At 50.2% G+C, this 26,295-nt stretch carries 25 protein-coding genes, 7 tRNA genes and 1 pseudogene; 25 read left to right on the top strand and 8 right to left on the bottom strand.

Annotated features, from left to right (window positions below):
• Window positions 1-47 precede the first annotated feature (47 nt).
• The gene (locus tag FMR86_RS09780) at window positions 48-485 is read left to right on the top strand and encodes a response regulator (protein ID WP_163350923.1); all 438 of its coding nucleotides are present in this window, start codon (window positions 48-50) and stop codon (window positions 483-485) included.
• A 98-nt stretch (window positions 486-583) separates the two neighbouring features.
• Here the strand turns inward: FMR86_RS09780 and FMR86_RS09785 are convergent, their stop codons facing one another.
• Both FMR86_RS09785 and FMR86_RS09790 read right to left on the bottom strand, forming a co-directional pair.
• Window positions 584-1,546 carry a D-2-hydroxyacid dehydrogenase gene (locus tag FMR86_RS09785; protein WP_163350924.1) on the bottom strand — a complete coding sequence of 321 codons (963 nt, stop codon included), beginning with the start codon at window positions 1,544-1,546 and terminating at the stop codon, window positions 584-586.
• 38 nt (window positions 1,547-1,584) lie between these two features.
• Entirely contained in the window at window positions 1,585-2,130 is a 546-nt protein-coding gene (locus FMR86_RS09790) for a PilZ domain-containing protein (RefSeq protein ID WP_163350925.1), read from the bottom strand.
• Window positions 2,131-2,354: 224 nt separating this feature from the next.
• Between FMR86_RS09790 and FMR86_RS20395 the strand changes: the two genes are divergently transcribed.
• Window positions 2,355-2,498: a hypothetical protein gene (locus FMR86_RS20395; RefSeq protein WP_203544836.1), complete on the top strand. Its 144-nt coding sequence runs from the start codon at window positions 2,355-2,357 to the stop codon at window positions 2,496-2,498.
• Window positions 2,499-2,601: 103 nt separating this feature from the next.
• Here FMR86_RS20395 and FMR86_RS09795 read toward each other — a convergent pair whose 3' ends face one another.
• Window positions 2,602-3,084 (bottom strand): hypothetical protein, encoded by a 483-nt coding sequence (locus FMR86_RS09795; RefSeq protein ID WP_163350926.1) that lies wholly within the window; start codon window positions 3,082-3,084, stop codon window positions 2,602-2,604.
• A complete protein-coding gene (gene rfbA / locus FMR86_RS09800) occupies window positions 3,081-3,965 on the bottom strand; it encodes a glucose-1-phosphate thymidylyltransferase RfbA (protein WP_163350927.1) in 885 nt (294 codons plus the stop codon). The genes FMR86_RS09795 and rfbA overlap by 4 nt, the downstream gene beginning before the upstream one ends.
• A gap of 133 nt (window positions 3,966-4,098) precedes the next feature.
• On the opposite strand from rfbA, the gene FMR86_RS09805 reads away from it, so the two are divergent.
• The 5 genes and pseudogenes from FMR86_RS09805 (at window position 4,099) to FMR86_RS09820 (ending at window position 8,428) form a co-directional block, all read left to right on the top strand.
• Entirely contained in the window at window positions 4,099-4,803 is a 705-nt protein-coding gene (locus tag FMR86_RS09805; protein WP_163350928.1) for a DUF1614 domain-containing protein, read from the top strand.
• 23 nt (window positions 4,804-4,826) lie between these two features.
• Complete coding sequence (locus tag FMR86_RS09810; protein WP_163350929.1) at window positions 4,827-5,603, top strand: MogA/MoaB family molybdenum cofactor biosynthesis protein; 777 nt, start codon at window positions 4,827-4,829, stop codon at window positions 5,601-5,603.
• 112 nt (window positions 5,604-5,715) lie between these two features.
• Entirely contained in the window at window positions 5,716-7,137 is a 1,422-nt protein-coding gene (locus FMR86_RS09815) for a TolC family protein (protein WP_163350930.1), read from the top strand.
• A gap of 199 nt (window positions 7,138-7,336) precedes the next feature.
• Window positions 7,337-7,498: pseudogene (locus tag FMR86_RS20690) on the top strand (dual CXXC motif small (seleno)protein); the annotation flags it as partial.
• A gap of 18 nt (window positions 7,499-7,516) precedes the next feature.
• Complete coding sequence (locus FMR86_RS09820) at window positions 7,517-8,428, top strand: lytic murein transglycosylase (protein WP_163350931.1); 912 nt, start codon at window positions 7,517-7,519, stop codon at window positions 8,426-8,428.
• A 3-nt stretch (window positions 8,429-8,431) separates the two neighbouring features.
• On the opposite strand, the gene FMR86_RS09825 is transcribed toward FMR86_RS09820, so the two are convergent.
• Window positions 8,432-9,538 carry a glycosyltransferase gene (locus tag FMR86_RS09825; RefSeq protein WP_163350932.1) on the bottom strand — a complete coding sequence of 369 codons (1,107 nt, stop codon included), beginning with the start codon at window positions 9,536-9,538 and terminating at the stop codon, window positions 8,432-8,434.
• Window positions 9,539-9,710: 172 nt separating this feature from the next.
• Here FMR86_RS09825 and FMR86_RS09830 point away from each other — a divergent pair, with 172 nt between their 5' ends.
• On the top strand, window positions 9,711-10,589 hold the full coding sequence (locus FMR86_RS09830; protein WP_163350933.1) for a glycosyltransferase family A protein: 879 nt from the start codon (window positions 9,711-9,713) through the stop codon (window positions 10,587-10,589).
• A 46-nt stretch (window positions 10,590-10,635) separates the two neighbouring features.
• On the opposite strand, the gene FMR86_RS09835 is transcribed toward FMR86_RS09830, so the two are convergent.
• Window positions 10,636-10,998, bottom strand: coding sequence for a molybdenum cofactor biosynthesis protein MoaE (locus tag FMR86_RS09835; protein WP_163350934.1), 363 nt, complete (start codon window positions 10,996-10,998; stop codon window positions 10,636-10,638).
• Between the two features lie 29 nt (window positions 10,999-11,027).
• On the opposite strand from FMR86_RS09835, the gene FMR86_RS09840 reads away from it, so the two are divergent.
• Window positions 11,028-13,667: a hypothetical protein gene (locus FMR86_RS09840; protein ID WP_163350935.1), complete on the top strand. Its 2,640-nt coding sequence runs from the start codon at window positions 11,028-11,030 to the stop codon at window positions 13,665-13,667.
• Window positions 13,668-13,792: 125 nt separating this feature from the next.
• Window positions 13,793-14,812, top strand: coding sequence for a hypothetical protein (locus tag FMR86_RS09845; RefSeq protein WP_239057201.1), 1,020 nt, complete (start codon window positions 13,793-13,795; stop codon window positions 14,810-14,812).
• Between the two features lie 279 nt (window positions 14,813-15,091).
• Here the strand turns inward: FMR86_RS09845 and FMR86_RS09850 are convergent, their stop codons facing one another.
• Entirely contained in the window at window positions 15,092-16,603 is a 1,512-nt protein-coding gene (locus tag FMR86_RS09850; RefSeq protein WP_163350936.1) for an NFACT RNA binding domain-containing protein, read from the bottom strand.
• A gap of 16 nt (window positions 16,604-16,619) precedes the next feature.
• Window positions 16,620-16,982 (bottom strand): RNA polymerase-binding protein DksA, encoded by a 363-nt coding sequence (gene dksA, locus FMR86_RS09855; protein WP_163350938.1) that lies wholly within the window; start codon window positions 16,980-16,982, stop codon window positions 16,620-16,622.
• 364 nt (window positions 16,983-17,346) lie between these two features.
• On the opposite strand from dksA, the gene FMR86_RS09860 reads away from it, so the two are divergent.
• The 15 genes from FMR86_RS09860 (at window position 17,347) to prmC (ending at window position 26,251) form a co-directional block, all read left to right on the top strand.
• Window positions 17,347-17,421: transfer RNA gene (locus tag FMR86_RS09860), tRNA-Gly, on the top strand.
• A gap of 7 nt (window positions 17,422-17,428) precedes the next feature.
• Window positions 17,429-17,503: transfer RNA gene (locus tag FMR86_RS09865), tRNA-Cys, on the top strand.
• Window positions 17,504-17,506: 3 nt separating this feature from the next.
• Window positions 17,507-17,581: transfer RNA gene (locus FMR86_RS09870), tRNA-Gly, on the top strand.
• 66 nt (window positions 17,582-17,647) lie between these two features.
• A tRNA-Gly gene (locus tag FMR86_RS09875) sits at window positions 17,648-17,722 on the top strand.
• Between the two features lie 61 nt (window positions 17,723-17,783).
• Window positions 17,784-17,858 (top strand) — tRNA-Gly (locus FMR86_RS09880).
• 7 nt (window positions 17,859-17,865) lie between these two features.
• A tRNA-Cys gene (locus tag FMR86_RS09885) sits at window positions 17,866-17,940 on the top strand.
• Between the two features lie 3 nt (window positions 17,941-17,943).
• Window positions 17,944-18,018: transfer RNA gene (locus FMR86_RS09890), tRNA-Gly, on the top strand.
• A gap of 138 nt (window positions 18,019-18,156) precedes the next feature.
• Window positions 18,157-19,215, top strand: coding sequence for a glycosyltransferase (locus FMR86_RS09895; RefSeq protein WP_163350940.1), 1,059 nt, complete (start codon window positions 18,157-18,159; stop codon window positions 19,213-19,215).
• Window positions 19,216-19,358: 143 nt separating this feature from the next.
• Window positions 19,359-20,078 carry a methyltransferase gene (locus FMR86_RS09900; RefSeq protein WP_163350942.1) on the top strand — a complete coding sequence of 240 codons (720 nt, stop codon included), beginning with the start codon at window positions 19,359-19,361 and terminating at the stop codon, window positions 20,076-20,078.
• Window positions 20,078-21,805 (top strand): YcaO-like family protein, encoded by a 1,728-nt coding sequence (locus FMR86_RS09905; protein WP_163350944.1) that lies wholly within the window; start codon window positions 20,078-20,080, stop codon window positions 21,803-21,805. The genes FMR86_RS09900 and FMR86_RS09905 overlap by 1 nt, the downstream gene beginning before the upstream one ends.
• A 178-nt stretch (window positions 21,806-21,983) precedes the next feature.
• A complete protein-coding gene (locus tag FMR86_RS09910; protein ID WP_163349165.1) occupies window positions 21,984-22,301 on the top strand; it encodes a TusE/DsrC/DsvC family sulfur relay protein in 318 nt (105 codons plus the stop codon).
• A gap of 312 nt (window positions 22,302-22,613) precedes the next feature.
• The gene (rpmE, locus tag FMR86_RS09915; protein ID WP_163350946.1) at window positions 22,614-22,844 is read left to right on the top strand and encodes a 50S ribosomal protein L31; all 231 of its coding nucleotides are present in this window, start codon (window positions 22,614-22,616) and stop codon (window positions 22,842-22,844) included.
• Between the two features lie 265 nt (window positions 22,845-23,109).
• The gene (locus tag FMR86_RS09920) at window positions 23,110-24,039 is read left to right on the top strand and encodes a DUF1385 domain-containing protein (protein WP_163351055.1); all 930 of its coding nucleotides are present in this window, start codon (window positions 23,110-23,112) and stop codon (window positions 24,037-24,039) included.
• Window positions 24,039-25,112 carry a peptide chain release factor 1 gene (prfA, locus tag FMR86_RS09925; protein WP_163350948.1) on the top strand — a complete coding sequence of 358 codons (1,074 nt, stop codon included), beginning with the start codon at window positions 24,039-24,041 and terminating at the stop codon, window positions 25,110-25,112. The genes FMR86_RS09920 and prfA overlap by 1 nt, the downstream gene beginning before the upstream one ends.
• Before the next feature lie 275 nt (window positions 25,113-25,387).
• A complete protein-coding gene (gene prmC / locus FMR86_RS09930; protein WP_163350950.1) occupies window positions 25,388-26,251 on the top strand; it encodes a peptide chain release factor N(5)-glutamine methyltransferase in 864 nt (287 codons plus the stop codon).
• Window positions 26,252-26,295: the final 44 nt, after the last annotated feature.

Below are 26,295 nucleotides of genomic sequence, written 5' to 3' on the forward strand. Positions count from 1 at the left end.
GGCTGCTATTGACGGTCTGTTTTTTGACTATTATACAGGATGTATCGATGCTGAATGCAGAAAAGTCTGTGAGCGGAACAATGCACGTCGAGGGAGTTGTTAAGCCTTTGAAAATTTTACTTGCCGAAGATTGCGAAAACAATGTTCTTCTGGTGCAATTGTACCTGAAGAAGTTTCCGTATTCCATTGACGTTGCCGAGAACGGACATGTAGCTTTTGAATTTTTCCAGCGCAACGAATATGATGTTGTGCTCATGGATATTGAAATGCCCGTGACCGACGGTTATGAGGCAACCCTTCTTATCCGCGATTTTGAAATGAAAAACGACAGGGCCAAGACTCCCATTGTGGCTGTCACCGCACATGCCCTGCCGGAAAATGAAGACCGGGCCTACGAAGTGGGCTGTGACTTTTTCCTGACCAAACCGGTCCGCAAAGCCGACCTCATCTCCACTGTACAGAAATACGGAAACGGTGAAGCCTGATACACAGCTTCAAATGAATATAAATTAACAGGGCCTGATATGGATATCCATATCAGGCCCGATTTTTTGGGGTAATGTAAAATTTTTCTGACGGAGCATTAAATTCCGTTGACCACGTTTATGGTTTTTTCGTTCAGAAAAGCCTGCACATTTTCAACGGTGGTTCCGGTGAGTCTTGAGCGGGCTTCAAGGGTTGCCCATGCAATGTGCGGGGTGATGGTCAGGTTGGGGGTGCCTGAAAGGGGATTGCCCGGCAGCATGGGTTCAACCCCGACCACGTCAAGGGCAGCCCCGGCGATAATACCCCCGGTCAGTGCTGCGGCGAGGTCTGCCTCGTTGATGAGCGGTCCGCGGGCGGTGTTGATCAGGTATGCGCTGGGTTTCATGGTTGAGAGCATGTTTTTGTTGATGAATCTTTCGTTTTCTGCGGTCAGCGGGCAATGCAGGGAAACAACATCCGCTTCCCGGAAAAGTTCTTTGAGGGATACGAAGCTGAACGGTTCATAGTCCGGTGCCGGTTTCGGTCTCGGTGCATAAACCAGAACTTCCATACCGAAAGAATTGGCGATGCTGCCCACCCGTTTACCGATATCTCCGAAGCCGACGATGCCCATCTTTTTTCCGGCCAGCTCAAAGAGCGGTGCATTCCAGAAACAGAAATCTTCCTGCTGTGCCCATTGTCCGTCTTTTACCGCCTGATCGTGCATGGCGACCCTGTTGGCATGGGCCAGAAGCAGGGCGAAAACATGCTGGGCAACCGAAGGTGGAGAGTAGCCCGGAACATTGGAGACCGGGATATTGCGTGAAGCTGCAGCCTCCAGATCAACCACGTTGTATCCGGTGGCCAGCACGGAAATGAATTTCAGTCTGGGCAGATTGTTTATGATTTCCGCACTGAGCTGGGTTTTGTTGGTCAGGATTATGTCTGCATTTTTAGCCCGTTCAAGGACAAGCTGCGGCGGGGTGCGGTCATAAACGGTGAGGTCGCAGATTTCTTCCAGTCCGGTCCAGGGATTGTCTCCGGGATTAAGTGTGTAGCCGTCTAAAATAACTGTTTTCATGGGCTGCTTCCGTAATTCCCGGCCGTATGGACACGGGGTTAGATCTTGAATTTTTTGTTTGAAGCCGGGGCTATGCCGCGTTTCTTTTGAGCTTCTATCTCTTTGGCCATTTCTTCTTCGGTAGTGTCCGGGCGTTTGCCGGAATGTTTTTTCTGGATCAATCTTTTCTGGGCGGCAAGAACAATTTTGCTGATAACCTTGTCCTGAGATCTTTCAAGGTCGGTAAATTCACAACCCACAACTTTTGGGGTGCGGCGGGCAATTTTCAGTTTCAGATTTTTCAGTACGGGTTTTCCGGACCAGATCAGCACGGCATCAATGACCGTGCCCACGGGGAATTCTTTGGAACTGGCAAAGCCTATGCCGCTTGCGCTGATGTCCGTAATTTTGCATTTTACACGCGGGATACGGCAGATAACGTGCATGTTGTCCACGTCAATACGAAAGGCCCGGCGGGCAGCAGGGACCTCTTTTTGCGGTCTGTAGTCAATATTCAGAGATTCATCGGTATTTCTGCCCAGCATGCGGTCCAGTTTTGTCTTCAGCGTGCTGACCAGTCCTGATTTTTTCTTCTCCTTGCCCATGCTCTTCCTCTGCTGACAGGTGTTTGGATAAGGTTGGTGTAATATATTACAAAGGTTCAGTATTATTAGCGTAAAAAAAAATGTTTCTTTGTTTTATCTTATCTGTCTATGCTTTTTTGTCAATATTTATACTGAAACTAGCTCTTGACATTATCGCAAATAATAGCGAAGAATATTCAAAATTTTGGTAATAAATCGGGTTAAATACTTGGAGGTATTTGGGTATGATCGGCGAACTCATTCACAACATGGGCCACAGCACCACTGCTGGCTTCGTAGGTGTTTCTCTCATTTTCGGTTACCTTGCATGGATGCTTTTCATGATCTTTAAACGGATTGATGAAGGCAAAAAAGAAGGTCACCATTAGGAAATTTTCGAAAGGGCTGCTACCCCTTTCATGCGAAAAAAAGGCCCGCATTTGCGGGCTTTTTTTTTGCGCCATGCATCCGGCGATTTCTTATCAGCCTGATTTATATTTTACCGTTTATCTGCGTCAGTTGTTCCAGCACTATTTCCAGCTGGGCATCAAAGATATGGGCCAGATCTTTTAATTTTTGTTCCTTGGCTTTGGCCAGAATATCACGGATAAAAATCTTGCGGCGCTTGAAATCATTATACGCATAGCCGCATTTCCGTTTGAGCAGTTCCGCTTCCTTACTCTGGAATTTTTTTTCACGTTTAACGAGGTTTACCACCGAAAATAGTGAGGTCAGGCTGTGGACCTGCATTTTGCTGGTCCTGCACAATCCGGCCATGTCCTGCAGGGCATAGACCCGTTCCGGGCGGGTATCTGACCCTGATATTTTGTCGATATTCATGCCCAGTTTTTTAAAGGCCGCCTCGGCACCGGAAAGCTTGTCGAACTCGGTTGAGAGGTTCGCCTTTGAGCAGAAACCGGCAGTTGGGGCCAGCAGGGCTAGGATCATTATTGTGCTGAAGATTGTTTTTTTCATTCGCTTTTCACCTTTGCGTCGTTGTAAATTTCCATCAGGTACTGGCCGTAATCGTTTTTAAGCATGTCCTTGGTCATGTTTTTCAGCTCTTCAAGTGATATGTAACCCATGCGGAAGGCGATTTCTTCCAGACAGGCCAGCATGAAGCCCTGCCTTTCCTGCACGGCCTCCACATATGATGCCGCCCGGAGCAGGGATTGGTGGGTTCCCATGTCCAGCCATGCGTAACCGCGTCCGAGCAGTTCCACGTTGAGCTTGCCCTGTTTCAGGTATTCGTTGTTCACATCTGTAATTTCCAACTCTCCGCGGGCGGAAGGCTTGATGTTTTTGGCGATATCAATGACCGAGTTGTCGTAGAAGTAAAGTCCGGTAACCGCGAATTTTGATTTGGGGTTTTCCGGTTTTTCTTCAATGCTGATTACGGTCTGGTTTTTGTCGAATTCAACCACGCCGTATCTTTTGGGGTCTTTGACCGCGTAGGCGAAAACGGTGCCGCCTTCCTTGAGTGCTGCTGTTTTCTGTAGAATGTGCGGCAGGTCGTGTCCGTAAAAGATGTTGTCGCCGAGGATAAGACTGACGCTGTCGTCGCCGATAAAGTCTTCACCGATAATGAAAGCCTGAGCCAGACCTTCCGGTTTGGGCTGGACCTTGTAGGAAATATTGATGCCGAGACTTGAGCCGTCCCCGAGGAGATCTTCGAACCTGTGCAGGTCTTCGGGAGTGGAAATGATCAGGATATCCCGGATGCCCGACATCATGTGGATGGAGAGCGGGTAGTAGATCATGGGCTTGTCATAAACAGGCAAAAGCTGTTTGCTGACCACCCTTGTCAGGGGATAGAGCCTTGTGCCGGAACCTCCGGCCAGAATGATTCCTTTCATTATGTATACCTTCCTCGCGCTTATAATCTTTGTTAATCAGTGTTTAAATTAGCAATAAAATCTTGTGGTGTCTGCATTTATAGCATTAAATGGCCTGAATTTGTCCACATCTGCAAAAAAGGAGTTTGGTTCGATGCGCGGCCCTATGTTTTCCCTGCCCACAGTCATGTTTCTGGGCATCATATTTTTTGTCCTCATATTCTTTTTGTTTATATTTGTACAGGTTGGTCTGGTTACCGTGGCTTTCTCCAAGCTGGGCCTTACTCCGGGGCAGGGGTTTCTGCTGCTTATTGCCACCCTGCTGGGTAGCGGGATCAATATTCCGGTTTTCCGTTCCGAGCGTCTGGTGCCGGATGTGAGTATCAGGCGGGTGCGCATGTTCAATCCTTATTCCCCCATGGGAGCGCAGAGGGATGCTGCCACCCTGACCAATCAGGTGGTGGCCGTGAACTTCGGTGGCTGCGTGATTCCGGTGCTGCTTTCCCTTTCCCTGCTCAGCAGGTCCGGGTTTGATTTTTCCATTCTGCTTTGTATAGCCGTGGTCAGTGCTGCCGCTTATGCTCTTGCCCGGCCCATCCCGGGGGTGGGAATCGGTATTCCGGTACTCATTCCGCCGCTGATAACTGCGCTAGCCGCGTTGATTTTCGTTCAGGGTGAAATGGCACCTATAGCGGCTTATGTTGCGGGAAGTCTCGGAACCCTGATAGGTGCGGACCTGTTGCACCTGGCCACTCCGGCCACCCGGCGGGTGCTGGATGCCCCGGTGGTTTCCATCGGCGGGGCCGGGACTTTTGACGGGATTTTTATTACCGGAATTCTGGCCGTACTACTGGCCTGATCATTATATTAAGGAGTTACGTAGTGCTGAATTGTGATTTTTCTACGATAAAAGGTGCAGGTCCCGGCAGCAGGATCATGTTAGGTAATTCCCGCTTCCTGTCGCAGGGATGTTTATGTGCTGCTCTGAGCGGAAACGTATCCGGGCTGCGTGCCGGGACTGTTTTGCAAAGCGGCGGAACAAAACTGCTGCGTATTGTTTCCGGACTGTGGACATCCGGTGTGCCGGGGGCTAAATCTTGGACCGCTGAAGTGCTGTCGGAATTACCGGATGGACCAGTTGACCTTACTCTGAAAAAAGATGGCTACTCCCTTGCTTATGTAACCCTGAGTGACAAGGGCGCAGCCGGGGAGCGTGAAGATCAGGCCGGACCGCTCATTGCGGAAATGATAAAAAATGCACTTCCGCTTTCCATTGCGCAGGGTTATCTAATTGCCGATGAAACCGATGATCTCAAAGCCCTGCTCATGCATCTGGCCCATGTGGACGGATTTGACCTGATTATGACCACCGGGGGCACCGGGGTCGGCCCGCGTGATGTTTCCCCGGAAGCGACCCTTGCGGTCATCGACAATAGGCTGCCCGGATTTGAGCGGGCCATTACAGCCACCGGGCTGTCAAAAACACCCCATGCCATGATTTCACGGGCTGTGGCCGGAACCATGGGGGAGAGTGTTGTAGTTAATTTTCCCGGAAGCCCCAAAGCTGTGCGGGAAAGCCTCGAGACTGTTATCCCCGCCCTGAAACACACGGTGGATAAGTTGCAGGGTGATAAAACCGATTGTGCGCAGGTTTTGTAGCGTTTAAAACAAAAATGTTGCTTGATTCCTTGCGCAGGAACATCTATATAAGTTTTGATTTTTGTATATAAATTTTTTCAAAGAAAATAACGGCACGTTCAGGATGTGTAGAATGAAGCGCAATATTTCGTTTTTAGTTGTATTACTTTTCTTGTTGTCAATGGCGTCTTTTGCCTCAGCGCAGCAGGCGGAAAAAAAGCTTGGTGAAGCCAAGGCCCCGGTTTCCATGGAAGAGGCCAATACTCAGGTGCCTCAGGCGGAAACTCAGGAAGAAAAAGAAGCCGACATGACCCTCACCCTTGAGGAGTGTGTTGATCTCGGCCTGAAACAGAACCCGACCATCATCGCCGCCCGTAAAGATCTGCTGGCAGCGGATAGTGATGTGAAAAGACAGCGCGGTGCATTCGGTGCTCCGGTGACTACCACTTACGGCTATACCCACTACGGTGACCAGCCTCGTTCAGGCGGTGCCAATGCGGATTATCAGGACAAGTGGGCATTTACCGTAAATGTCAGCCAGCCTGTATTCAGGGGCTTTGAGCTGCTCTCCAAATACCAGAAAACAAAACTTCAGCGGGAATCCACTGAGGCCAGCCTCTACAATGCGGAACTCAGCCTGATCAGCAATATTCAGACTTCTTTCCTGACTCTGTTGCAGGGTCGTATGGACGTTAAGAGCAAGCAGGATTCTGTTGCCCGTCTGCAATCCCAGCTTGATGTTATTCAGGCTTTTTATCAGGTCGGCCTCAGGCCCCGTGTTGATGTGCTGCAGGCGGAAGTTGAGCTTGCCAACGCAGAGCAGAATCTGCTCATTGCCAAGAACACCGTTGACTCAAGGGTTGCGAGGCTGAATACTCTGCTTAACCTGCCCATTGAAAAGAAAGTCAACTATTCCGGAGAGCTTACCTATCTTCCTTTTTCCATGACTCTTGATCAGTGCTTCGCCAAGGCGATCAAGGCCCGTCCGGACCTGAAGATTGCGCGCAAGTCCGTTGCCATCGCGGAAGAAGACGTAACCATCGCTGAAAGCGGTTTTTACCCGGATGTTTCTGCTGATTTCAATTACAGCAGCGAAGGCGGTGATCCTTCGGTCAGCACTAACAAATATAATTACGACAACCGTCCTGATGCATGGAATGTTGGCGCAAGTCTGAACTGGGAAGTCTTCAGCTGGGGCCAGACCTACTACGATTCCAAGCGTGCGGAAGATAACGTTGAGAAGATCAAGGCCGAGTACGACAATACCAAGCTCGAAGCCGAATACGAGATCAAAGACCAGATGCTCAGCCTCAAGGCTGCTGCGGACCGTATCGGCGTAGGCCGCAAGTCTGTTGAAGCTGGTCGTGAAGGTTACCGTATGGCTATGGCCCGTTATCAGGCTCAGGTCAGCACCAACAACGAAGTTCTTGATGCCCAGTCCCGTTTGAGTGACAGTGAAGCCCAGCTTATTCAGGCCCTGTCCGACTATCAGGTGGCACTGGCCAAGCTTTATGTTGCCATGGGTGACATGAACCCCTCTCTTAAGACTAACTAGAAAGGGATCAGATCTTAGTCTGATGTGATTTACAAATATTTATCCGGCAGATTGCTTACAGGCGGTCTGCCGGATTTTTATTGTGGACATCAAGTTGTGATCAATTTTATATTGCCGGAGATTGGAGGGAAAAATGTTCACGGGGCGGAAGTTTTTTAATAAACCCGTACAGGGTTCGGAGCACGATGACGACGGACGCTGCCGTTCATGCGGCGGTGACCTGTATACCCATCGTCAATGACGCGGCGTGTTTTTGCGCTGCGGGTCCTGCGGTAAGAAATTTAACGTTGCTGATTATTCTGAATACATAGACGACGATTTTGAAGATGAAATGGCTAATGTGCCCATGAACAGGCTTTAACCGGTGGATGCAATAAAAATGTTCAGGAAACTGACTGTCTTCTTTTTTATTCTTTTTCTGGCAAGCGCACCTTGTGCTGTTGCTGATGATTCCCACAGCTGGGACGCTCTCAAGGACCGGCTCGTGGCCGACGGTTTCAACCGCGAGTATGTGGAGACGGTATTTTCGGCCAGTTCGCTTAAATACGATTCCGCAATGATGGCCCGCAAGATGCGGGTGCTGCTCAAGCGCAGGTTTGAGCCGCCGGCAAAGAAAGCAGCCCGGGAAAGGAAGTATGATGAAAGATACATCGGTCCGGTTATGCTGGCCGGGGGATATTCCTATCTGCGTGAGCATTATGAATTACTTCAAAAAATAGACAAGCGTTACGGGGTTGATCCTTCCGTTTTGACCGCACTGCTGCTGGTGGAGACCAAGCTCGGTTTTACCCTCGGTGATAATCCGGCTTTTAATAATCTCGCCAACATGGCTGCCAGTTCCGATCCGCTCAAATTTTTCGATGATCTCGGTTACGAAAAGCTGGAAGAAAAAGATATGGTCTGGCTCAAGAAGCGGACCAAAAAGAAAGCCGACTGGGCTTACAAAGAACTTTCATCGCTGCTGAAATTTTCAGCAGATAATTCCATTGTGCCCACAGAGATTCCCGGTTCCCCCTACGGGGCTTTCGGTATCTGCCAGTTCATGCCCAGCACTGCCATCCACTATGCTGTGGACGGAGACGGTGATGGACGCATCGATCTCTTTGCCCGCGAGGATGCCCTGTTCTCCATGGCCAGCTTTTTAAAGCGGCACGGCTGGAAGAATTCCCTGAGCAAGGAAAAGAAGCTTAAGGTCATCTACCGCTACAACCATTCCATGGTCTACGCCCGGACCATCTACGAAGTCTCCCGCCAGCTGGAAAAAATCCGGTCTACTTTCGGACCGGATTAAGAACTAATTCAAAATACTCTGATATAAAGTCATAGTCCGTTTCAGGAAATCTTCTCCTGAAAGCTGGGACATGGTTCTTTTGTGTTCTGCGAGCAGTTTTTCCCGGAAACCGGGGTTGTTGATTGCTTCGGTAAGTTTGAGGGAAAGCTGGGTCACATCCTGCGGCGGCACGAGGGCCTGCGGCGGCAGCAGGTCGGGCATGACGCCTACTGCTGTGGAGATGAGCGGTCTTTCACAGGCCATGATTTCAAGGGCTGCACGGGCGATGGTTTCCGACCAAAGCGAACCTATAACCCCGATATCCATGGCCGAAATGCAGGCCGTGACATCTGCGCATTTGCCGCTGATGGCGGTGATGTCGTTTAGTCCGTAATCGGTAAGCCAGCTGTCCACTTCATGCCTGCTGGTGGCGGTGGGAAATCCGATCAGGAAAAGCTTGACGGATTTGCCGTGAACATTGTTGCGGGTTTTGGCAAGGGCTTCGATGAGTTCCTTCTGGCCTTTGACCCGGTCGAACCTGCCGAGCATGCCGATAACCATATCGTCGTCACTGAATCCGAATTGCTCACGGACATTTTTGCGGCCCTCAGGGTCAAAACGAAATTTATCGCTGTCCACACCGCCGTGGATGAGCCAGAGACGGTTCTCGGCCAGTTCCATTTTTTTCAGGAAATGGTCGGCCATCCTTTTGTTGGTAACCACCACGGCGTCCGCTACTTTGGAATGCAGGTAGCGGTTGAAAAAATCACTTTTGGGCAGCCGCTGGTCGCCTCTGGTCCTGACCAGTTTGTAGCCCATGCGCATCTTGCGCAGGATTCCCCACCAGAAAAATGCTTCCCCGCGATGGCAGTTAACCACCTGCGGCTTGTGCTTTTTGATCAGGGAAAAAACCTGCGAACAGGCCTTGATGAGCTTGTGCGGGCGGGCGGAATTAAGTTCAATGGTTTTCACTTTCAAGCCCATTTTAAGGGCTGTTTCCTCGGTTTCCGAACCGGGAACAGTGATGACCAGCACTTCGTGCCCTCCGTCCTGCAGCAGCTTGCTCAGGTAGAGGGCATACCATGAAGTGGCATTGAACCAGCGGACGTTGATAACTTGGAAAATTCGCATGTGAGTTTATGATAATCCGTAAAGAACTAAAGGGTCTGGCAAAATAACCGATGTTGATTATGTTCTGAAAAATCAACCTTGCTTAACTGTACACAGGGTATGTTTTTTTATTAACATGATCAAATACCATTTGGCAGGGAAATTATTTTTTTATTGCAAAGCAGGTGATTAATTGGCTGTTATTAATAATGCCGTCAAAGTGTCCGTGATAATACCCACTTACAACCGGGCGGAGCGTATCTGCCGGGCTGTGGATTCGGTGCTGGGGCAGAGCTTTGATAATTTTGAATGTCTGGTCGTGGATGACGGTTCCACGGATGATACGGCACAGCGGTTGGCGGATTATACCGATCCCCGGCTGAAGGTACTCTGGCAGGAAAATCGCGGCGTTTCAGCTGCAAGGAATTTCGGGATTGCCAATTCCGGTGGAAGTTTCATTGCCCTGCTGGATTCAGATGATCAGTGGGTGGAGCATAAGCTGGCAAAGCAGCTTTCATTCATGGAAGAGGGCGGCTTTGAAATCAGCCAGACCGATGAAATCTGGATTCGCAAGGGCAAACGGGTTAATCAGTGCAAAAAGCACGAGAAACCCGAAGGGATGTTCTTTGACCGTTCACTGGAGATGTGCATGGTCAGCCCTTCCTGCGTGATTTTCAGCCGCAGGTTCTGGGATGAGCTGGGCCCTTTTGATGAAGATATGGCTGCCTGCGAGGATTATGACCTCTGGTTGCGGGCAGGGCTTAAGTATCCGGTGGGGCTTTTGCGTGAACGGCTGACCGTCAAACACGGCGGGCGGCCGGACCAGCTTTCCAATAGTGTAGGGTGTTTGGATTTATACAGAATGTACGCTATAGTGAAGCTGCTTAATGAGGGAACACTTCCTGCTGAAGCGCGGAGCATGGCCCTTGCTGAGTTGCAGCGCAAGGCCGCTTTTTATATCGGCGGATGCAGAAAAAGGGGGCGCGATGGGCAGGCCGCAAGGATCGAGCGGCTGGTGCGGGATATTGTTTCCGGGAATCCGGTGTCGCCCGCTGAAATAATAAAAAGCTGAAACGGGCCGGGATATTGAACATCACCCGGCCCTTGAGCGGTCCTGATCAGGCCATTATTTCTTTTTTGCTGAAGGCTTCGGCTTTCACTCTGTCGAGCAGGCTTCCGAGGCATTCTTTGACGTTTTCACGGATGTCTCCAGCTACGATGAGGAAGAGCAGGTCGTCCCCGGGTTTGAACACGCCTTCATTGGCATGGACGACTATTTTATATATTCCGGGGAATTTTTCATGTTCCTGGCGGAGTTGTTCGATTTTTTCACGGTCGGCCTTGATTTCGATGCCGGTAACTTCTTCACGGGTTCCCCGCGACCAACCGCGGACGATTCCGTTATGGATCAGGATCATGCCTACATTATCGGCAAATTCCGGGTCCTGTTTGAGTTCAGCGATTTTTTTTGAAATGTCCATAATTCCTCCGCAAGTAAGGAGTTGTTGTTTTGTATTCGATTTCGAGCTTATTTGAAAATTTTCCGGTTGTCAGCCATTCCCGCATGGTAAACCGAGGTTTCGGTGTCTGGATCGTCTGGGCTGACACATTGGAAGATTCCATTGTGCGCAGTATGCGTGACTTCGGCGGCATGTGCATGAGCGAGGAATCGAATCAGGCTTACTGGTTTTTCTTCAGTGATGATGTCTTCCGGGTGGTTGCCCGTCTTGAAATCTGGGCCCGGCTCAATCCTATGCCTGTTTATATTCAGGTTATGCCGGCCACGCTTCTAGTGGATTATAATCTTGATCTTTCTCTCAAAGTGGACACTGAATTTACCAATCAGCAAACAGCCCTGCCCACTGAGTTTGAGGTAATTATCCATCCCAAGCTTTCCGACTCCGTAAAAGCCATTGCCGGATTGAAGCTTGAGGAAGTGCGCACGCCTACCGGTATTTCCAAGTCCGGCTGGATGTCTATGGACCCGGATCAGGGGCTGGGTTACGACTCCCTGCAGAACTGGTATTTCATAATGATTCCGGTGGGTAATCCTTCAGATAAGGAGTTTATTAAGGGCTGGCGTTCTTTTTTTTCCGAAGTGCAGGTAATGCTCCAGAGACTGGGGATTCAGTATATTACATCGGAAGTTAAGGTTATCCTGCCCATCGCTTCCCTTTCCGTGCTGCGTACTTTTCTGCGGGAACTGCTGGTGCTTATCAATCGGGTCAGGAACAATGAGATGACAGAGGAGGTGGCTTACTGGCCTTCGGTTATGGCTCTTGTTCCCCAGATGAATATGAGCTTTAACGATGAGGTCGTCCGCAAAGTCAACCTTGACTGGGATAAACTCACTCCGGACTGCCCGCACCTGCGTTACCGGGATGCATTCCTGCTTGGAGTTGATTTCGCAGTAAACGAGGTCCGTTTCGGCAGCGAGCAGGAAAACGTGGATGGATGGTGTCATGTCAGCCTTAAGCAGGGGGTGCACGATACCAGTTCTTCCGCCGTTTCAGTGACCATTTCCCGAAAGGTTTCGGTGGGGGAATACGAGGACTGCTTTTATTGCGGCATGAAGAACCACAGCCCGGCAGAGTGTCCCAGTCGCAGCCTGAACGGACTCGACCCGGTGGTTTGGAAGCAGCTTGCGGCTATCGACAGCGAAAAATTTACCGAAGGTTTCCAAAATATTGACCTTCAGATGCAGGGGAAAAATAATGTCCTCGAAGAATTTTCCAGAATCCTGCACAAGGGCAAGGGGTATGAAGGGGTTGTAACCCGTGCCCTTTTTTCCATTAATGCTATTGCGCAGCTGCGCACGCTTTATATGGTTTGGCGTTGTCGCGGCAAGGACTGGCCGCGTGGAATCAAGGATCAGGGACCGGAAGAGGGCGAGCTTATCTGGTCCGCGTATGAGGCCCTGCGCAATGGGTCCCGCAACGAGGCCGAAACTTTGATCAAGAATGCCATGATCCGGTTCAGCCGCAGTTACCAGCCCAGATCACTGATGGCGTTTTACGAGCTTGAGGCAGGCAATCTGGAACAGGCTTATTTCTATTGGCAGGAAGCGGAAAGACTCTGCTATTCTCCTTTGCAGCAAGGATACTTTGTGTATCTTCAGGGGCGCATGCAGGAAGTTATGGGGGAATTCGGCGAGGCCAGCGATATCTACAGGAAAGCCCACAACAAATGTTCTGAATGGCTCGAACCGCAGTACCGCCGGGCCGTATGCATGGTAAAAATGGGTTTTGCGGAGCAGGCCCTTTCGTTGTTCAATGATGTTATTGAAAAAGATCCGCATTATTTCAACAGAGCGGCAATCGATCCCGAACTTGATCGAGGCAGGCTGACTGTCCTGCAGGAAATGGGGGATCTCTGGGCAACTGCTGAAGCAGAAGCCAAGGAAGTCGCATCCGGAATGGATAACCTTTCCTCTGATATTGCCCAGTGGTTTGAAGAAGGGCACGAGTTTGCAGATGAAGCTACCCGGTTCATGGATCGCATGAACAAGCTGGCCAAGATTAAAAACTATGTCGCCTTCCGGCAGCTGACCAGCGGCATCGCCCGGCTGACCGATGAAATTGAAAAGCGTGTTGAATACGAAATTAAGGTCATCAATAAAAAACTGGAAATCTACCGTGAGGAATTGCTGGACGTCCAGCGCGAGGCTTCATGGTTTCCGTTTCCCAAGCTGCTGACCGAATTCAACAGCGATTTCAATTACTGCGCGGATAAGATTTACTGGATCAAAACCCAGCAGCTCAATGCTGCTGAGACTTTCCGCAAGACCCAGCGTTATCTGGACCGCATTGATGACCGCTTGAAAAAGCTCAGAAAAAGATTGGTTACACTCAGGGTTATCCGCGATTCAACCCTTTTTATCATGCTGCTGGGCAGGACTTTTATCTGGATGGAGGTGGTTCTGCTTGGGCTTGCCTTGCTTTGCATTCCCGCGCTGATCTACTATTCAAATAATTTCCAGTCGAATTTTATTATAGATATGATTATTCGCCAGAAATGGGAGTTTCAGAAAGGCTTGATCCTGATCCTGAGTATTCTGGCCCTTGCCATTTCAGCGTTCCGTGCTGCAGTTGTTTTTGAAAAGAAGAAGCGGGAACTCTTTCTTATTGATGATGGTAAGGATGATGATTGATTCATGTATTGTTTTGTAATTAAAGGCTTTTTTGATTGGTTTCAAAAGGGCCTTTTTTCTTGCCGGACAGGCAGGGCAGGCAATTGGTACACTTGGTGCAAATCCCATGTTGAAAAGATATTTTTTTGACAGAGGGATTACTCATGACCAATGTGACCAACGATATTGCCGCGATGATGAAGATGCTGGGGAATGTTTCCGGTAACGGAAGCGGTTCCGCCCCTAACCTTGCTGCCATGAAAGGGCAGGCCGGGGCTTTCGACATGGAACTCATGATGGCCGAGAAGCTGTTTTCCGGCGGTTCAGGCGACCAGTTTTCGCCCAGCAGCATGGACATGGGAGTCATGAACGATGTGCTCATGCTGGAAGCCCTTACCGCGCTTAATTCCGTAAAAGGCTTGCAGTCCGGAACAGGTATGCACAACGCGCAGGCTCTCAATGCCTATCGCGCCAATCCCGTTGCCACCGACAATGCTGCTGTCAAAAAAATGGACACTTCAGCATTTAACCAACTGGTTACCGGAGATCTTGCCGCAAAATTTGAATCAGGTTCCAACGGTGTTTCCGCCATCGGCTATGACCGGGTGGGCGGTACTTCTTACGGAAAATACCAAATTGCCTCCAAGACCGGGACCATGGATCGTTTTATCCAGTTCCTTAAAGACAAGGCTCCGGAAATAGCCGACAAGCTGCTCGGTGCCGGGCCTGCTGATACCGGTTCAAAAGCAGGCTCCATGCCCGATATCTGGAAGCAGCTGGCCGATTCCGATCCCAAGGGTTTTGAAAAGTTGCAGCACGATTTTATTCAGGGCAGCCACTACGATCCCGCAGCCAAGATGATTCTCGAAAAGACCGGCATAGACATGAATTCACTGCCCGCTCCGGTACGTGAAGTGCTCTGGTCCACATCAGTACAGCACGGCCCAACAGGGGCCTCCAACCTGATTGCCAAGGCTATCGACAAGCTGGCCGCAAATGCCGAAAGCAAAGGGTTTCCCGCTGATCTGGTCAAGGAAATATACGGCGAGCGCAAAGGACAGTTTTCGTCTTCTACCGAACGGGTACAGCAGAGCGTGGCTAATAGATTTGATAAAGAGCAAAGCACAGTACTGGCCATGCTCAACGGAATTTCCAAAACGGCATAAATGTATGCCTCCGGCGGCTGGGGAAGGGAAACTTTTGGGAAAAGTTTCCCTTCCCCAGACCCCATCCCTTCAAAACTTTTTAGTAAGCTTCGCACAGATATTTGACGACCTACCTTCAATAACTAAAGCGCAATACCTCGAAAGATATTGCGCTTTAGTTATTTGCACTATTTTTAATACGAAGCGGCGAAGCCCCGATAAAAAGTTTTTGGGAGAGTCCAGAGAACCTTTTTTCCAAAAAAAGGTTCTTTGGTCCCCGAAGGGCCGCCGGAGGCATTCTTATTTCTTAGCCAGTTTTTCTTCTAAACTCTGATCAATATCAACATGCAGGTTCTGGAGCACGCTGTCTACGGCTACTTGCCCGTGAGCCCAGCCTTTTACTTTGCGGACATCTTTTACCAGCGCGCACATGACATCGGCTTTAGAGTCGTTGGTGCGGTAGCTTTTCAGGGCTGCGAGTATGGCAGCCTCGCGCAGGGTCTGTTCCGGTACTTCCTGACTTGGATGGTCGCGTTTGAGGATAACGTGGGAGCCGGGGCCGCCCTGTACGTGGAACCAGTAATCAAATACTGAAGACACCTTGCTCAGAATTTCGTGGTTGGCTTTGCTGTTCTTGCCGCGGATCATCAGGAAACCGTCGGAAGAGATGAACAGGGCAGCGGCGATATTTTTATACTTCTTGGGTATCTCGATATTTTTCTTTTTCTTGCCCTTGTCGGCGGCGGGCATGAGGTTGGCTTTCAGGAACAGCTCATGCTCGGCTTCCACTTCCTGCCTGCGCCTTTCCATGTGCTTGAATCCGCGCTGTGCCTTGGCTGCGAAGCGGAATATCTTTTCCATGTTCTCAGTGGGAGTCAGTAGCGGATCGAGACTTACTTCCATTTCGCCGTGTTCGGGATGGGTGACAGTTACCTTGTCCAGCTCACGCAGGTCCTTTAAGCGGTACATCTCGGCCTGCAGGGCTTCGGCTTCGATCTTGCGGGCCTGAAGTGCGCGCAGCCGTTCTTCTTCCTGCTCAATACGTCTGAAAATCTTTTTGAATTTCTTTTTGCCGGACTTGAGAGTGCTGCGCTGTTCGGCATTCTCCATGCGCTCCATGACCGGGAAGAGAATCTTTTCTCCGTACACGGATGCTGCTTCAATGGCGGAATCGTAAATCTCTTCAGCGGCTTTGGGGTTGGACCAGACGCGCGGGGCGGTCAGTTCACCTTTTTTTTCTGAAATGTAGAAGCGGTCAGAGATTCCCATTTCAAGGCGGTCCAGCAGGTCCCGTCCTTCGTCTTCGGCAAGCGTGTTCAGGGTCTTGCGCAGAGGAGGGGATATCTGCGGATATTCGCGCCAGATTTCATCGTCCGAGCGGGCTTCCTCGTAGGGTGGCCAGCTGACAGGCGCGGGAAATCCTTCCGGAAGGTCATGAATCAGGGAGACTCCTTTTTTCATGTCCAGCAACAGGTAGCGGTATTTATCGCGTTGTTTCCATGGGGAAAGGGTGAAGGCAACCCGCAGGTTGATCCAGTCGTGATGGGCTTCGAAGAGCCTGCGTCCGGCCAGCCGTTTACGCAGCCACATGACCTGTGACGGCGGGCTGGGGGGATTAACCGGTTTCACCCTTGAAAGAAAGAGCAGGCCCACCGATTTGGCGGGCCTGAAGAGAAGATATTCCTTACCTCCCTTTGATTGGAGCGCGAAAGTCCACACTCCCTCAGCGGGGGCAAATATTTTTTCCACCCTGCGGCCTTTGAGGTTTTCCTCAAGTTCACCGATCAGGGCACGAAAGAAGTGTGCATCCATTTACTTTGATCCGGGCTTAGTCTCCGCGGTTTTGTTCCTCTTCTTCCTGCTTGCTTTTGCAGGCGATACAGAGGGTGGTTACCGGGCGGGCCTTGAGCCTGGGAACGGAGATGTCGTCACCGCAAGCGTGGCAGATACCGAAATCACCGTCATCAATGCGCTGGATGGCCTTCTGGATTTTTTTGATCAGCTTGCGCTCCCTGTCTCTGAGTCTGAGAGTGAAGGCTCGGTCGGACTCGGCAGTTGCACGGTCTGCGGGGTCTGCATAGGTCTCCCCGGATTCAGTCATGTCGTCGATTGTTTCCTTGCCCTTCTGAAGGATGTCATCAAGCATCTTGTTCAGGGTTTCACGGAAGTATTCAATATCTTTCTGTTCCATATTGATAACCTCTCTTTTTAATAGACGGAGGTGGGGTTACGAGTTTGCCAAAACAACTCTAACTTTTAAGATGAATGGTATTAGCCTAAAGTGGCTATGGAAGTAAAGGGCATGATAAAAAAAAATAAAAAAATAAAAAATTAAAACGGTTGACAAAAAAAAACAGCTGCCCTAAACACGTTTCTCAACGACACACCAGTCGATTCTTTGAATTAAATGTTTGACTTTACGGACGTATATCTTTGCAGAATAAGTAGTAATTATTCTCAATATGTCCAGTAGAGGGAAAGCAAAAGATATAAAAATTTAAAAAGGTGTTGACAGTTTTATAACAGAAAGTTAAAAACTGCTTCGCTTTTCGTGAGCGGGAATAACTCAGTGGTAGAGTACAACCTTGCCAAGGTTGGAGTCGCGAGTTCAAATCTCGTTTCCCGCTCCAAAAAGACGGCGACATAGCCAAGTGGTAAGGCAGAGGTCTGCAAAACCTCCATTCTCCGGTTCAAATCCGGATGTCGCCTCCAAGAGCGGGAATAACTCAGTGGTAGAGTACGACCTTGCCAAGGTCGGAGTCGCGAGTTCAAATCTCGTTTCCCGCTCCAAAAAATTTCCTGGGTCCGTCCCTGTGACTGTCCCTTCCTTCATATTGTTTGAAGGTAAAGCCCCGAGCGGGAATAACTCAGTGGTAGAGTACAACCTTGCCAAGGTTGGAGTCGCGAGTTCAAATCTCGTTTCCCGCTCCAGAATTTCAGGCCTCCTTTAATCGGGAGGCCGTTTGCTTTCCGTGATGCGGAAGGCTTTTGAGCGGGAATAACTCAGTGGTAGAGTACGACCTTGCCAAGGTCGGAGTCGCGAGTTCAAATCTCGTTTCCCGCTCCAAAAATAAGGCGGCATAGCCAAGTGGTAAGGCAGAGGTCTGCAAAACCTCCATTCTCCAGTTCAAATCTGGATGCCGCCTCCATTCGCGGGAATAACTCAGTGGTAGAGTACGACCTTGCCAAGGTCGGAGTCGCGAGTTCAAATCTCGTTTCCCGCTCCAGAATTTAATAAAGACCATCCGTGAGGGTGGTCTTTTTTTTGTGTTAATTACAGGTGTTTCAGAGTAAAGTGCTGGGTCAGTCAGGGGAAATAGTTACGCTTCTTACAGCTGCTCGTTGCAATAAGCAGGATTGTGAATATGAAGATTGTTATTTTGGAATCCGGCCTTTTGGCTTCTTCTTTTCGTGAGTTGGGGCACGACGTTTTTCACATCAGGTGGGATAGTGAGCCGATTGAGAGTGAAAAATTGCTTCAGGTTAACCGTCCGCTTTTTTATCAGGATTTGTTGACCATCTTTGATAAATTTTCATTTCAGCCTGATCTTGTGTTCTGGCATGACGTGGGCAATATCCCCAGAGTCTGGGGTTTGGAGGCTTTGGATTGTCCTACTGTGGGTTATTTTATCGATACTTATTGCAACCCGTGGCATGTTCCGTATTCCTATGCATTTGATTGCGCGATGGTTGCTCAAAAAAATGCCGTTCCGCTGTTCAATGAAGCCGGTTATCCGAAGCTGAATAAATGGTTTCCTTTGTTTTATGACAAGGCCAGCGCATTTAATGATTCGCAGGTCCGGGATATCCCGGTTTGTTTTGTGGGGACGGTGGATAGCAAACAGAATATTGCACGAAAAGTTTTTTTGGATACGTTTGCTAAATTTTGTCCCATACTTGTCAAAAAGGGCGCGTACCAGCCTCTCTTTGCCCGCTCTAAGATTATCTTGAATCAGTCTGCGGCTGCGGAGCTCAATTACCGTACTTTTGAAACAGCGGCCTGCGGAGCTGCTGTGCTAACTGAAGATTGCGACAACGGCCTGCTGGATCTATTCACTCCCGGTGAAAATATTCTGCCCCCGTACGAGCGCGGAAATGCGAAACACGCGGCGGAAATTGCCCTTGAAATGCTTAGTGATGAGCAGAAGCTTGATGAGATTGCCCGTGCGGGTGAGCGGCTGGTTAATGAAAAGCACAGCTCGCTTGTGCGTGCACAGGAAGTGCTGGATACAGTTGCAGGATTGTCCGGTTCGGTGCAAAAGCGCATAACTCACGGGGATTTTATCAGAAGCAAGCTGGTTCTGGCTGCAATGTTTATCTGCGGAGAGTCCAAAACAGCACTTCCGCCCCAGATGGTCAGCCACTTCGGGGAAATCGCAAAAACTTATCAGGAACGCTGGGATAAGGTTGCGTTGTATTCGTAGCTTTTTTCACGGATGGTGGCGGTTGACCACCCGCTTGTTAATGATTACTCATCTTGCTTCACGGCACATAATCTGCTGCCGTGGAGCATTTTTCTGTTTCATCAGGATAAAATAAATTTCGATTATTCCTTCAGGAGGTTTCCTTGAAAAATATAGCGTTGAAGCCCGCTGCGACTTTTGATGAACTGCTTGCTGCGGCCCGGAACAAGTTCGGAGCAATCAAGTTTGAAGAAGTTAAAGTGGGCGACCGGATTTTTGAACTGGCCCAGATTGCGGATATGCCCGCATACCTTGATAAACTCGTCAACAAAGCCCGTGGCGGCAAGAAAATCGACTTGCCCCTGTGGGCCAAGATCTGGCCTTCTTCTCTGGTGCTCGGCTTTTACGCGCTGAAGTTCAAGGCGGCTGAAGGTGCTAAATTTCTTGAAGTGGGCACTGACGGCGGGCTTTGCGGAATGATCGCAGCCAGCCGGGGTTATGAAGTTGTGCTGGCTGATACTGATGATGACGCACTGCTTTTTGCCCGCTTGAACGCTGCGCGCAACAAGCTTGATGGAAATATCAGCATGCGCAAGGTGGATTTCGCCGAGACTGATCTGGAAGAAAAGTTCAACTATATTTTAGGATGTGAAATCCTGCACCGCGATGATGTTGCCGAGTCCCTGCCCGGATTTATCGGTCGCCATCTGGTGGAAGCCAAGGATTCCGAAGTGCTGCTGGCCATGGATAAAAAGCGCGGCGGCAAGAAGTTTTTTGAGCAGACCAAGGACAGCTATCGTCTGATGAAGCAGGAAGTTCCTTTTGCCGGAAACGCCGGTGAAGGCAAGTCCATTATTTCTCTGGTCCGCATGGGAGTGAAATAATGCTTGAGCTTAAATCATGTCCCAAAGTTTATTCCAAGGACCAGGATAAGGCGGTAAGTCCCGAAGAGACCGTCTCCCGCGTTAAGGCCCTGCTGGATGAGAAATGCAACGGCGTGCTGAAATGCACCCGCAAGGTTGATACCGGGCGTCTGGGGATTCCCGTCTTCATCAGCGAATGCGGCGATGAGGCCCGTGAAGTAATGCCCACCCGCAAGCAGATGGGCAAGGGTGCTTCCGTGGCTCAGGCCGAGGCTTCCGCGCTTATGGAGCTGGTGGAGCGGTTCAGCTTTTTCAGCTTCTGGTCCACACCGGAGAATTTTACCCTTGCCACTTATAGCGAGGCCGAAGATCTCTGGCCCGGCAAGGTTGTTTCCATTGAGAAAATCCTGCAGTCCGTGGGCGAGGATATGGACCCCGGCAAGGCGCGGGTCATCCTTGATCTGGTACGCTGGCATTTTTATCCTGCACTTAACGTTCATACCGGTGAAGAAGAGTACGTACCACTGGACTGGTTCAAGATTCTCAATGAATTCAACGGGGCATCCGCTGGTAACTCCCCGGAAGAATCCGTGCTTCAGGGCGCAAGTGAACTGGTGGAACGGCACGTTTGCGCGGTTATTGACCGTGACCGTCCCGAAGTTCCGGTGATTGATCCTGCTTCCTGCGATGATGAGGTGCTCGCCAATCTCTGCAAATGCTTTGATGACAACGACATCAAATACATCATCAACGACTTTTCCTTCGGTATGCCGTTGCCCACGGTGGCGGTGACCGCATGGGACCCGTCCACTTTTCCGGGCATGAGTGAGATTGTCTTTACCGCCGGGACTTCCGCTTCTCCCTGCAAGGCCGCTATCCGCGCTTTCACCGAGGTGGCGCAGTTGGCCGGGGATTTTGAGACCGGACGTGTTTACGAAGCTTCCGGCCTGCCCAAGTTTACCGAGATTGAGCAGACCGGCTGGCTTGGAGCAGGGCAGTGCGTGCAGATGAAATCCCTGCCCTCTGTTGAGAGTGACGATATTTATGATGAGCTGAAGACTTTCGCCGCCCGGTTGGATGAAAAGGGCTACACCTTGTACACCGTAGCGACCACCCATCCTGAGCTGGGTGTACCTGCCAACTACAACTTCGTGCCCGGTTTTCAGTTCCGGGAGCGCACCCCGCATGCCAGCCTCGGCCTGTTTGTGGGCCGTATCCTGTCTGAGAAGGTCGCCCTCGATATCGCCGGGGACGGGCTGGATGTGATTTCGGATATTTACGGCGAGCCGTATTTCATTCCTTTCTTTGAAGGCATGCTGGCCCTGCGCGGCGGAGATACCTCCCACGCGGTGGATATGTTCAGCATTGCGGTGGAGATGCAGCCTGCGGATGAAGAGAAGGCTCTTTCCGCATTCTACACCGCTTACGCGCTTTCTCTTGAGGAACGCTGGCCGGTAACCATTCCTTATCTTGACCGGGCCATTGAGCTTGATGACGAGGCCAAGGAGTATTTCAACCTGCGCGGTGTGGCTAAATTCAAGGCCAAGGATTACGCGCTGGCAGCGGTTGATTTCAAGGCGGCCCTTGCACTGGACAGCGGATCGGCTTCAGACCTTGCCAATCTCGGATTATGTCATAAGTTTATGGGTGAAGATGATGAAGCCATCGAGTATTTGACCACCGCGCTGGAGCTCGATCCTTCCCTTGAGTATGCTCTGCCTCATCTTCAGGAATTACTCGACAAATAAATTCCTGATCCCGATTGACAAGAATGGGATTTAAGGCTTATTTCAATTTAAGCAAAAACGCGTAAGGGTTTACGCTATAAAATAGTCGTGAAACAGTGGAATGCTGTTTTTGGATATGGCAGGTTCGACACGGTCAGAACCTACAGTAATAAATGTAAATATTCCTAGGAGTATTATTATGGCTATCGTAGAATTCATGGGCAAAAGCTTTGACGTTGATGAAGACGGTTTCCTCCTGAAGTTTGAAGACTGGTGCCCTGAGTGGGTTGACTTCTGCAAAGAGTCCGAAGGCATCAAAGAACTCAACGAAGAACACCAGAAAGTTATCGACTTCCTGCAGGACTACTACAAAAAGAACGGTATCGCTCCCATGGTGCGTATCCTCTCCAAAGTAACTGGTTTCAAACTGAAGCACATCTACGAACTGTTCCCCTCCGGTCCCGGTAAGGGAGCTTGTAAGATGGCTGGTCTGCCCAAGCCCACCGGCTGCGTATAGATCAGACAGCTTCTTAGTATATTTGGGCGGGATCCTCGCGGTCCCGCCTTTTTTGTTCTTTAAAGACAATCAGCTGAATGGTGACGGTCCGGTTATTAAGCGTAAACGGGGATTGTAAGCTGTCCCGGTCTGATAGCTGAATCGTCAGCAGGCATCTGGTTGTCTGCTCGTTCCGGCCGCTTGACGTGCATCAGGTGGGCCTGTTAACTTATTGCACTAAAAATTGCGGAACTGGGCAAATAAAGCTTGCATATTATTATGTGCAGGTGTATTCGGCCTTGTTTTCACGGTTAACAAAGACAGGAGAAAGTCATGAAAAAAGATATCCATCCTAAATTGCATAAGGCAACTGTACGTTGCCACTGCGGTTATGAGTCCGAACTCTACTCCACCATTGGTGAAGAGGTGAGCACTGAAATTTGTTCCAACTGCCACCCTTTCTACACTGGTAAGCAGCGTTTTGTTGATACCGCTGGTCGTATCGATCGCTTTAAGAAGAAGTTCGGTAACTTCGACGCAGCAAGCAAAGTTAAGGGCAACTAGCTCATATTTCTGCGGTTTTGCCGCGTGAACATGCCTCTGCCGTTTTATGACGGTAGAGGCATGTCCTTTTTTAAAATATTTAAAAGTCCTGCATCGTAGCCGGGTGGGACATTTCAAATCCCTCCCCGCTGTATTCTTTTGTAGTGATAATCAATCTCGGTCTTGCTTGACGGCTGTAAGTGATTATTCTACTGAGAAACATTACTATTTTACGGGCTGTCCGGCCCTTATCAGTGAGGAAACGGATTTGAAATTACCTCTTCTTATGTCCGCCGCCAAAACCGTTGGCGGGCAGGCTGTTATCGAAGGCGTTATGATGCGCGCAAAGGACAATCTTGCCATTGCTGTCCGTCGTCCTGACGGTGAAATTACTGTTGAGCTTCGTCCCTGGTTTTCAATGACTCCCGAGTTTATGAAAAAACCTTTTCTGCGTGGTTTTCCTATTTTTATGGAGACCATGGTTAACGGAGTCAAAGCCCTTAACTATTCCGCCACTCAGGCTCTTGATGAAGAGGAAGACGGCGAACTGACCACTTTTCACCTTGTGCTGACCATGGTCATCGCACTTGGTGCCGCGCTTGGTCTTTTCGTTGTGCTGCCGCACTTTTTTTCCGTGGCTATGAAGTGGTGGGGCGTTTCCGGCGGTGTGGATTCCCTGAGTTTCCATGTCTGGGACGGCTTCTTCAAGATGCTCATGTTCATCGGTTACATCGTGTCCATCTCATTTGTGCCGGATATCAAGCGCGTGTTCCAGTATCACGGTGCCGAACACAAGGCTATCTGGGCTTATGAAGCGGGCGGCAAACTTGACGTTTGCGATATTAAAAATTTCAGCAGGCTCCATCCCCGTTGCGGAACAGCATTTCTGCTTTTCGTGCTGGTGGTGAGTATCCTGCTTTTCACTGTGCTGGTTCCCATGATCGTTGCCGTCTGGGCACCGCAGACCTTTGTGCTTAAACATTTATATATAGTCGGTATCAAGCTGCTGCTGATGGCTCCTGTGAGTGCGGTCGCCTATGAGATGATCAAGGCTTCTGCCAAACACGAGGACAAACCCCTGTGCAAGGCGGCCTGTCTGCCCGGAATGGGGATGCAGCTGCTGACTACCCGCGAGCCGGACGAAGAGCAGATTGAAGTTGCTCTTGCGGCACTTAATACTGCGGTTGCTGCCGATGCTGATGGAGGAGACAGCTGATGTTTGCCAAGTTGGAAGAGATTGAACGTTCTTTCATGGATCTGGAGCAGGAGCTTGCAGACCCGGAAGTTTATAATAATCAGGATCGCTACCGTAAAGTAACCATGGCCCACGCTGAACTCGGCGATGTTGTGGAAGCTTTCCGCGAATACAAGCAGCTTTCCGCCGACCTTGAAGACAACAAGGAAATGGCCAAGGATTCCGACCCGGAAATCCGCGAAATGGCTGAGATGGAAATTGCCGAGATCAAGGATCGTCTGCCCAAGCTGGAAGAAGAACTCAAGCTTCTCCTGCTGCCTAAAGACCCCATGGACGGCAAGAACATTATCCTTGAAATCCGCGGCGGTACCGGCGGGGAAGAAGCAGCCCTTTTTGCCGCCGATCTTTTCCGCATGTATTCCCGTTTTGCAGATGCCAACGGCTGGAAAGTTGAGGTCATGAGTTCCAACCCCACCGGAACTGGCGGATTCAAGGAAATTATCGCCGCCATCAGCGGCAGCCGCATCTACTCCAAGATGAAATACGAGTCCGGTACCCATCGTGTTCAGCGTGTGCCCGCCACTGAAACACAGGGCCGTATCCACACTTCCGCAGCCACCGTGGCCATCATGCCCGAAGCAGAGGAAGTGGACGTACAGGTGCGCAACGAAGATCTGCGTATCGACGTGTTCCGTGCATCCGGTCCCGGCGGTCAGTCCGTTAACACTACTGACTCCGCTATCCGCATAACCCACCTTCCCACCGGGCTGGTTGTTATCTGTCAGGACGAAAAGTCCCAGCACAAGAACAAGGCCAAGGCCATGAAGGTTCTCTGTTCCCGCCTGTTGCAGGCCGAGCAGGACAAACAGCATGCGGAAATGGCTGAACAGCGTCGCGCACAGGTCGGTTCCGGTGACCGTTCCGAACGTATCCGTACCTACAACTTTCCGCAGGGCAGGGTGACCGATCACCGCATCAACCTGACCCTCTACAAACTCGATTCCGTAATCGAAGGGGACATGAACGAGCTGGTCGATTCGCTCATCAGCCACTACCAGTCCGAAGCTTTGAAGCAACAGGCTCAGGACGGCTAGGGAAGCATGCCTCCGGCGGCCAAAGGAGAAGGGGAGAACCCCTTTTGCTGCCGCCAAAAAGGTGTTCTCCCCTTCCCCTCTGGACTCCCCATCCCCTCTCCCCAAAACGCGTTGGCCGGGGTTGGGCTAAGATAAAATCTAAAACGGGATATTTTTTAATATCCCGTTTTTTTATTGAAATTAAACCAGCGAAGCTTATTTAAAGTTTTTGGGATTCTTAAACCCTTTTTGCAAAAAGGGTTTAAGGCCCCCGGCAGGGTCGCCGAAGGCTAGATATGCACGATCTTACACTCAAAGAAATTTTATCCAAAGCCACAGCTCGGCTAAATGAAGCTGGCGTGGATTCCCCGGCCTTGTCTGCGCAGCTATTTGCGGAGCAGGTTTTCGGGTTAAGCCGGGTGCAGCTGATTACCGAGATGCACCGCGTTGTGGATTCAGAGAAGTTGGCTGAGTTCGAAATGCTGATTAAACGCAGAGCTTCCGGCGAACCTGCGGCTTATATTCTGGGTGTGAAGGAATTTTACGGCCTTGAATTCAAGGTTGGGCCGGGGGTGTTGATCCCCCGTCCTGAGACTGAGGAGATAGTTGAGAAGGTTGAGCAGCTTTTTGGTGCGCATGAAGAGTTTGTTTTTGCTGATTTCGGTACCGGATCGGGGATTCTGGCGGTGACAGTGGCGAAGTTGTTTCCCAAGGCACGCGGGATTGCGGTTGATCTGAGTCCGGCTGCTCTTAATATTGCACAGGAGAATGCGCGGTTGCACGGTGTTGCTAAGCGGGTGCAGTTTGTGCGTGCTGATTTTAATGAATCTCTGCTGGCTGACGCAAAGTTTGACCTGATTTTGGCTAATCCGCCTTATCTTTGTGAAGCGGAACTGGATGAAATCAGCTATGAGGTGGCGGAATTTGAACCTGTGTCTGCGCTGGTCAGCGGTCCGTCCGGGGACGAGGATATCAAAGGCAGTGCACCGCGTATCGGATCGGCTTTGAAAAAGGGCGGCACTGTGTTTATGGAGATCGGTTATCTTCAGGGACAGGTCGCCTATGATATTTTTGACAGCTGTGCTGCATTTTCGGGTTGTGTGGAGGTGCAAAAAGACCTCTCCGGGCACGACCGTATTGTTGTGGCAAAAAAGAGATAGCTTTGCTGCATGTTTGCAAAAAAACCACAGCGTATGTTTTGTGT

The organism is Desulfovibrio sp. JC010 (assembly GCF_010470675.1).
Lineage (GTDB): Bacteria > Desulfobacterota > Desulfovibrionia > Desulfovibrionales > Desulfovibrionaceae > Maridesulfovibrio.

Bases quoted from the DNA above. Each gene is read 5' to 3' on its own strand.
- FMR86_RS20395 (WP_203544836.1), top strand. From the start codon at position 2,355: ATGATCGGCGAACTCATTCACAACATGGGCCACAGCACCACTGCTGGC.
- prfA (WP_163350948.1), top strand. From the start codon at position 24,039: ATGTTTGCCAAGTTGGAAGAGATTGAACGTTCTTTCATGGATCTGGAG.
- FMR86_RS09920 (WP_163351055.1), top strand. From the start codon at position 23,110: ATGTCCGCCGCCAAAACCGTTGGCGGGCAGGCTGTTATCGAAGGCGTT.
- FMR86_RS09905 (WP_163350944.1), top strand. From the start codon at position 20,078: ATGCTTGAGCTTAAATCATGTCCCAAAGTTTATTCCAAGGACCAGGAT.
- FMR86_RS09910 (WP_163349165.1), top strand. From the start codon at position 21,984: ATGGCTATCGTAGAATTCATGGGCAAAAGCTTTGACGTTGATGAAGAC.
- rfbA (WP_163350927.1), bottom strand. From the start codon at position 3,965: ATGAAAGGAATCATTCTGGCCGGAGGTTCCGGCACAAGGCTCTATCCC.
- rpmE (WP_163350946.1), top strand. From the start codon at position 22,614: ATGAAAAAAGATATCCATCCTAAATTGCATAAGGCAACTGTACGTTGC.
- FMR86_RS09780 (WP_163350923.1), top strand. From the start codon at position 48: ATGCTGAATGCAGAAAAGTCTGTGAGCGGAACAATGCACGTCGAGGGA.
- FMR86_RS09820 (WP_163350931.1), top strand. From the start codon at position 7,517: ATGTTCAGGAAACTGACTGTCTTCTTTTTTATTCTTTTTCTGGCAAGC.
- FMR86_RS09895 (WP_163350940.1), top strand. From the start codon at position 18,157: ATGAAGATTGTTATTTTGGAATCCGGCCTTTTGGCTTCTTCTTTTCGT.
- prmC (WP_163350950.1), top strand. From the start codon at position 25,388: ATGCACGATCTTACACTCAAAGAAATTTTATCCAAAGCCACAGCTCGG.
- FMR86_RS09795 (WP_163350926.1), bottom strand. From the start codon at position 3,084: ATGAAAAAAACAATCTTCAGCACAATAATGATCCTAGCCCTGCTGGCC.
- FMR86_RS09785 (WP_163350924.1), bottom strand. From the start codon at position 1,546: ATGAAAACAGTTATTTTAGACGGCTACACACTTAATCCCGGAGACAAT.
- FMR86_RS09805 (WP_163350928.1), top strand. From the start codon at position 4,099: ATGCGCGGCCCTATGTTTTCCCTGCCCACAGTCATGTTTCTGGGCATC.
- dksA (WP_163350938.1), bottom strand. From the start codon at position 16,982: ATGGAACAGAAAGATATTGAATACTTCCGTGAAACCCTGAACAAGATG.
- FMR86_RS09835 (WP_163350934.1), bottom strand. From the start codon at position 10,998: ATGGACATTTCAAAAAAAATCGCTGAACTCAAACAGGACCCGGAATTT.
- FMR86_RS09790 (WP_163350925.1), bottom strand. From the start codon at position 2,130: ATGGGCAAGGAGAAGAAAAAATCAGGACTGGTCAGCACGCTGAAGACA.
- FMR86_RS09815 (WP_163350930.1), top strand. From the start codon at position 5,716: ATGAAGCGCAATATTTCGTTTTTAGTTGTATTACTTTTCTTGTTGTCA.
- FMR86_RS09825 (WP_163350932.1), bottom strand. From the start codon at position 9,538: ATGCGAATTTTCCAAGTTATCAACGTCCGCTGGTTCAATGCCACTTCA.
- FMR86_RS09850 (WP_163350936.1), bottom strand. From the start codon at position 16,603: ATGGATGCACACTTCTTTCGTGCCCTGATCGGTGAACTTGAGGAAAAC.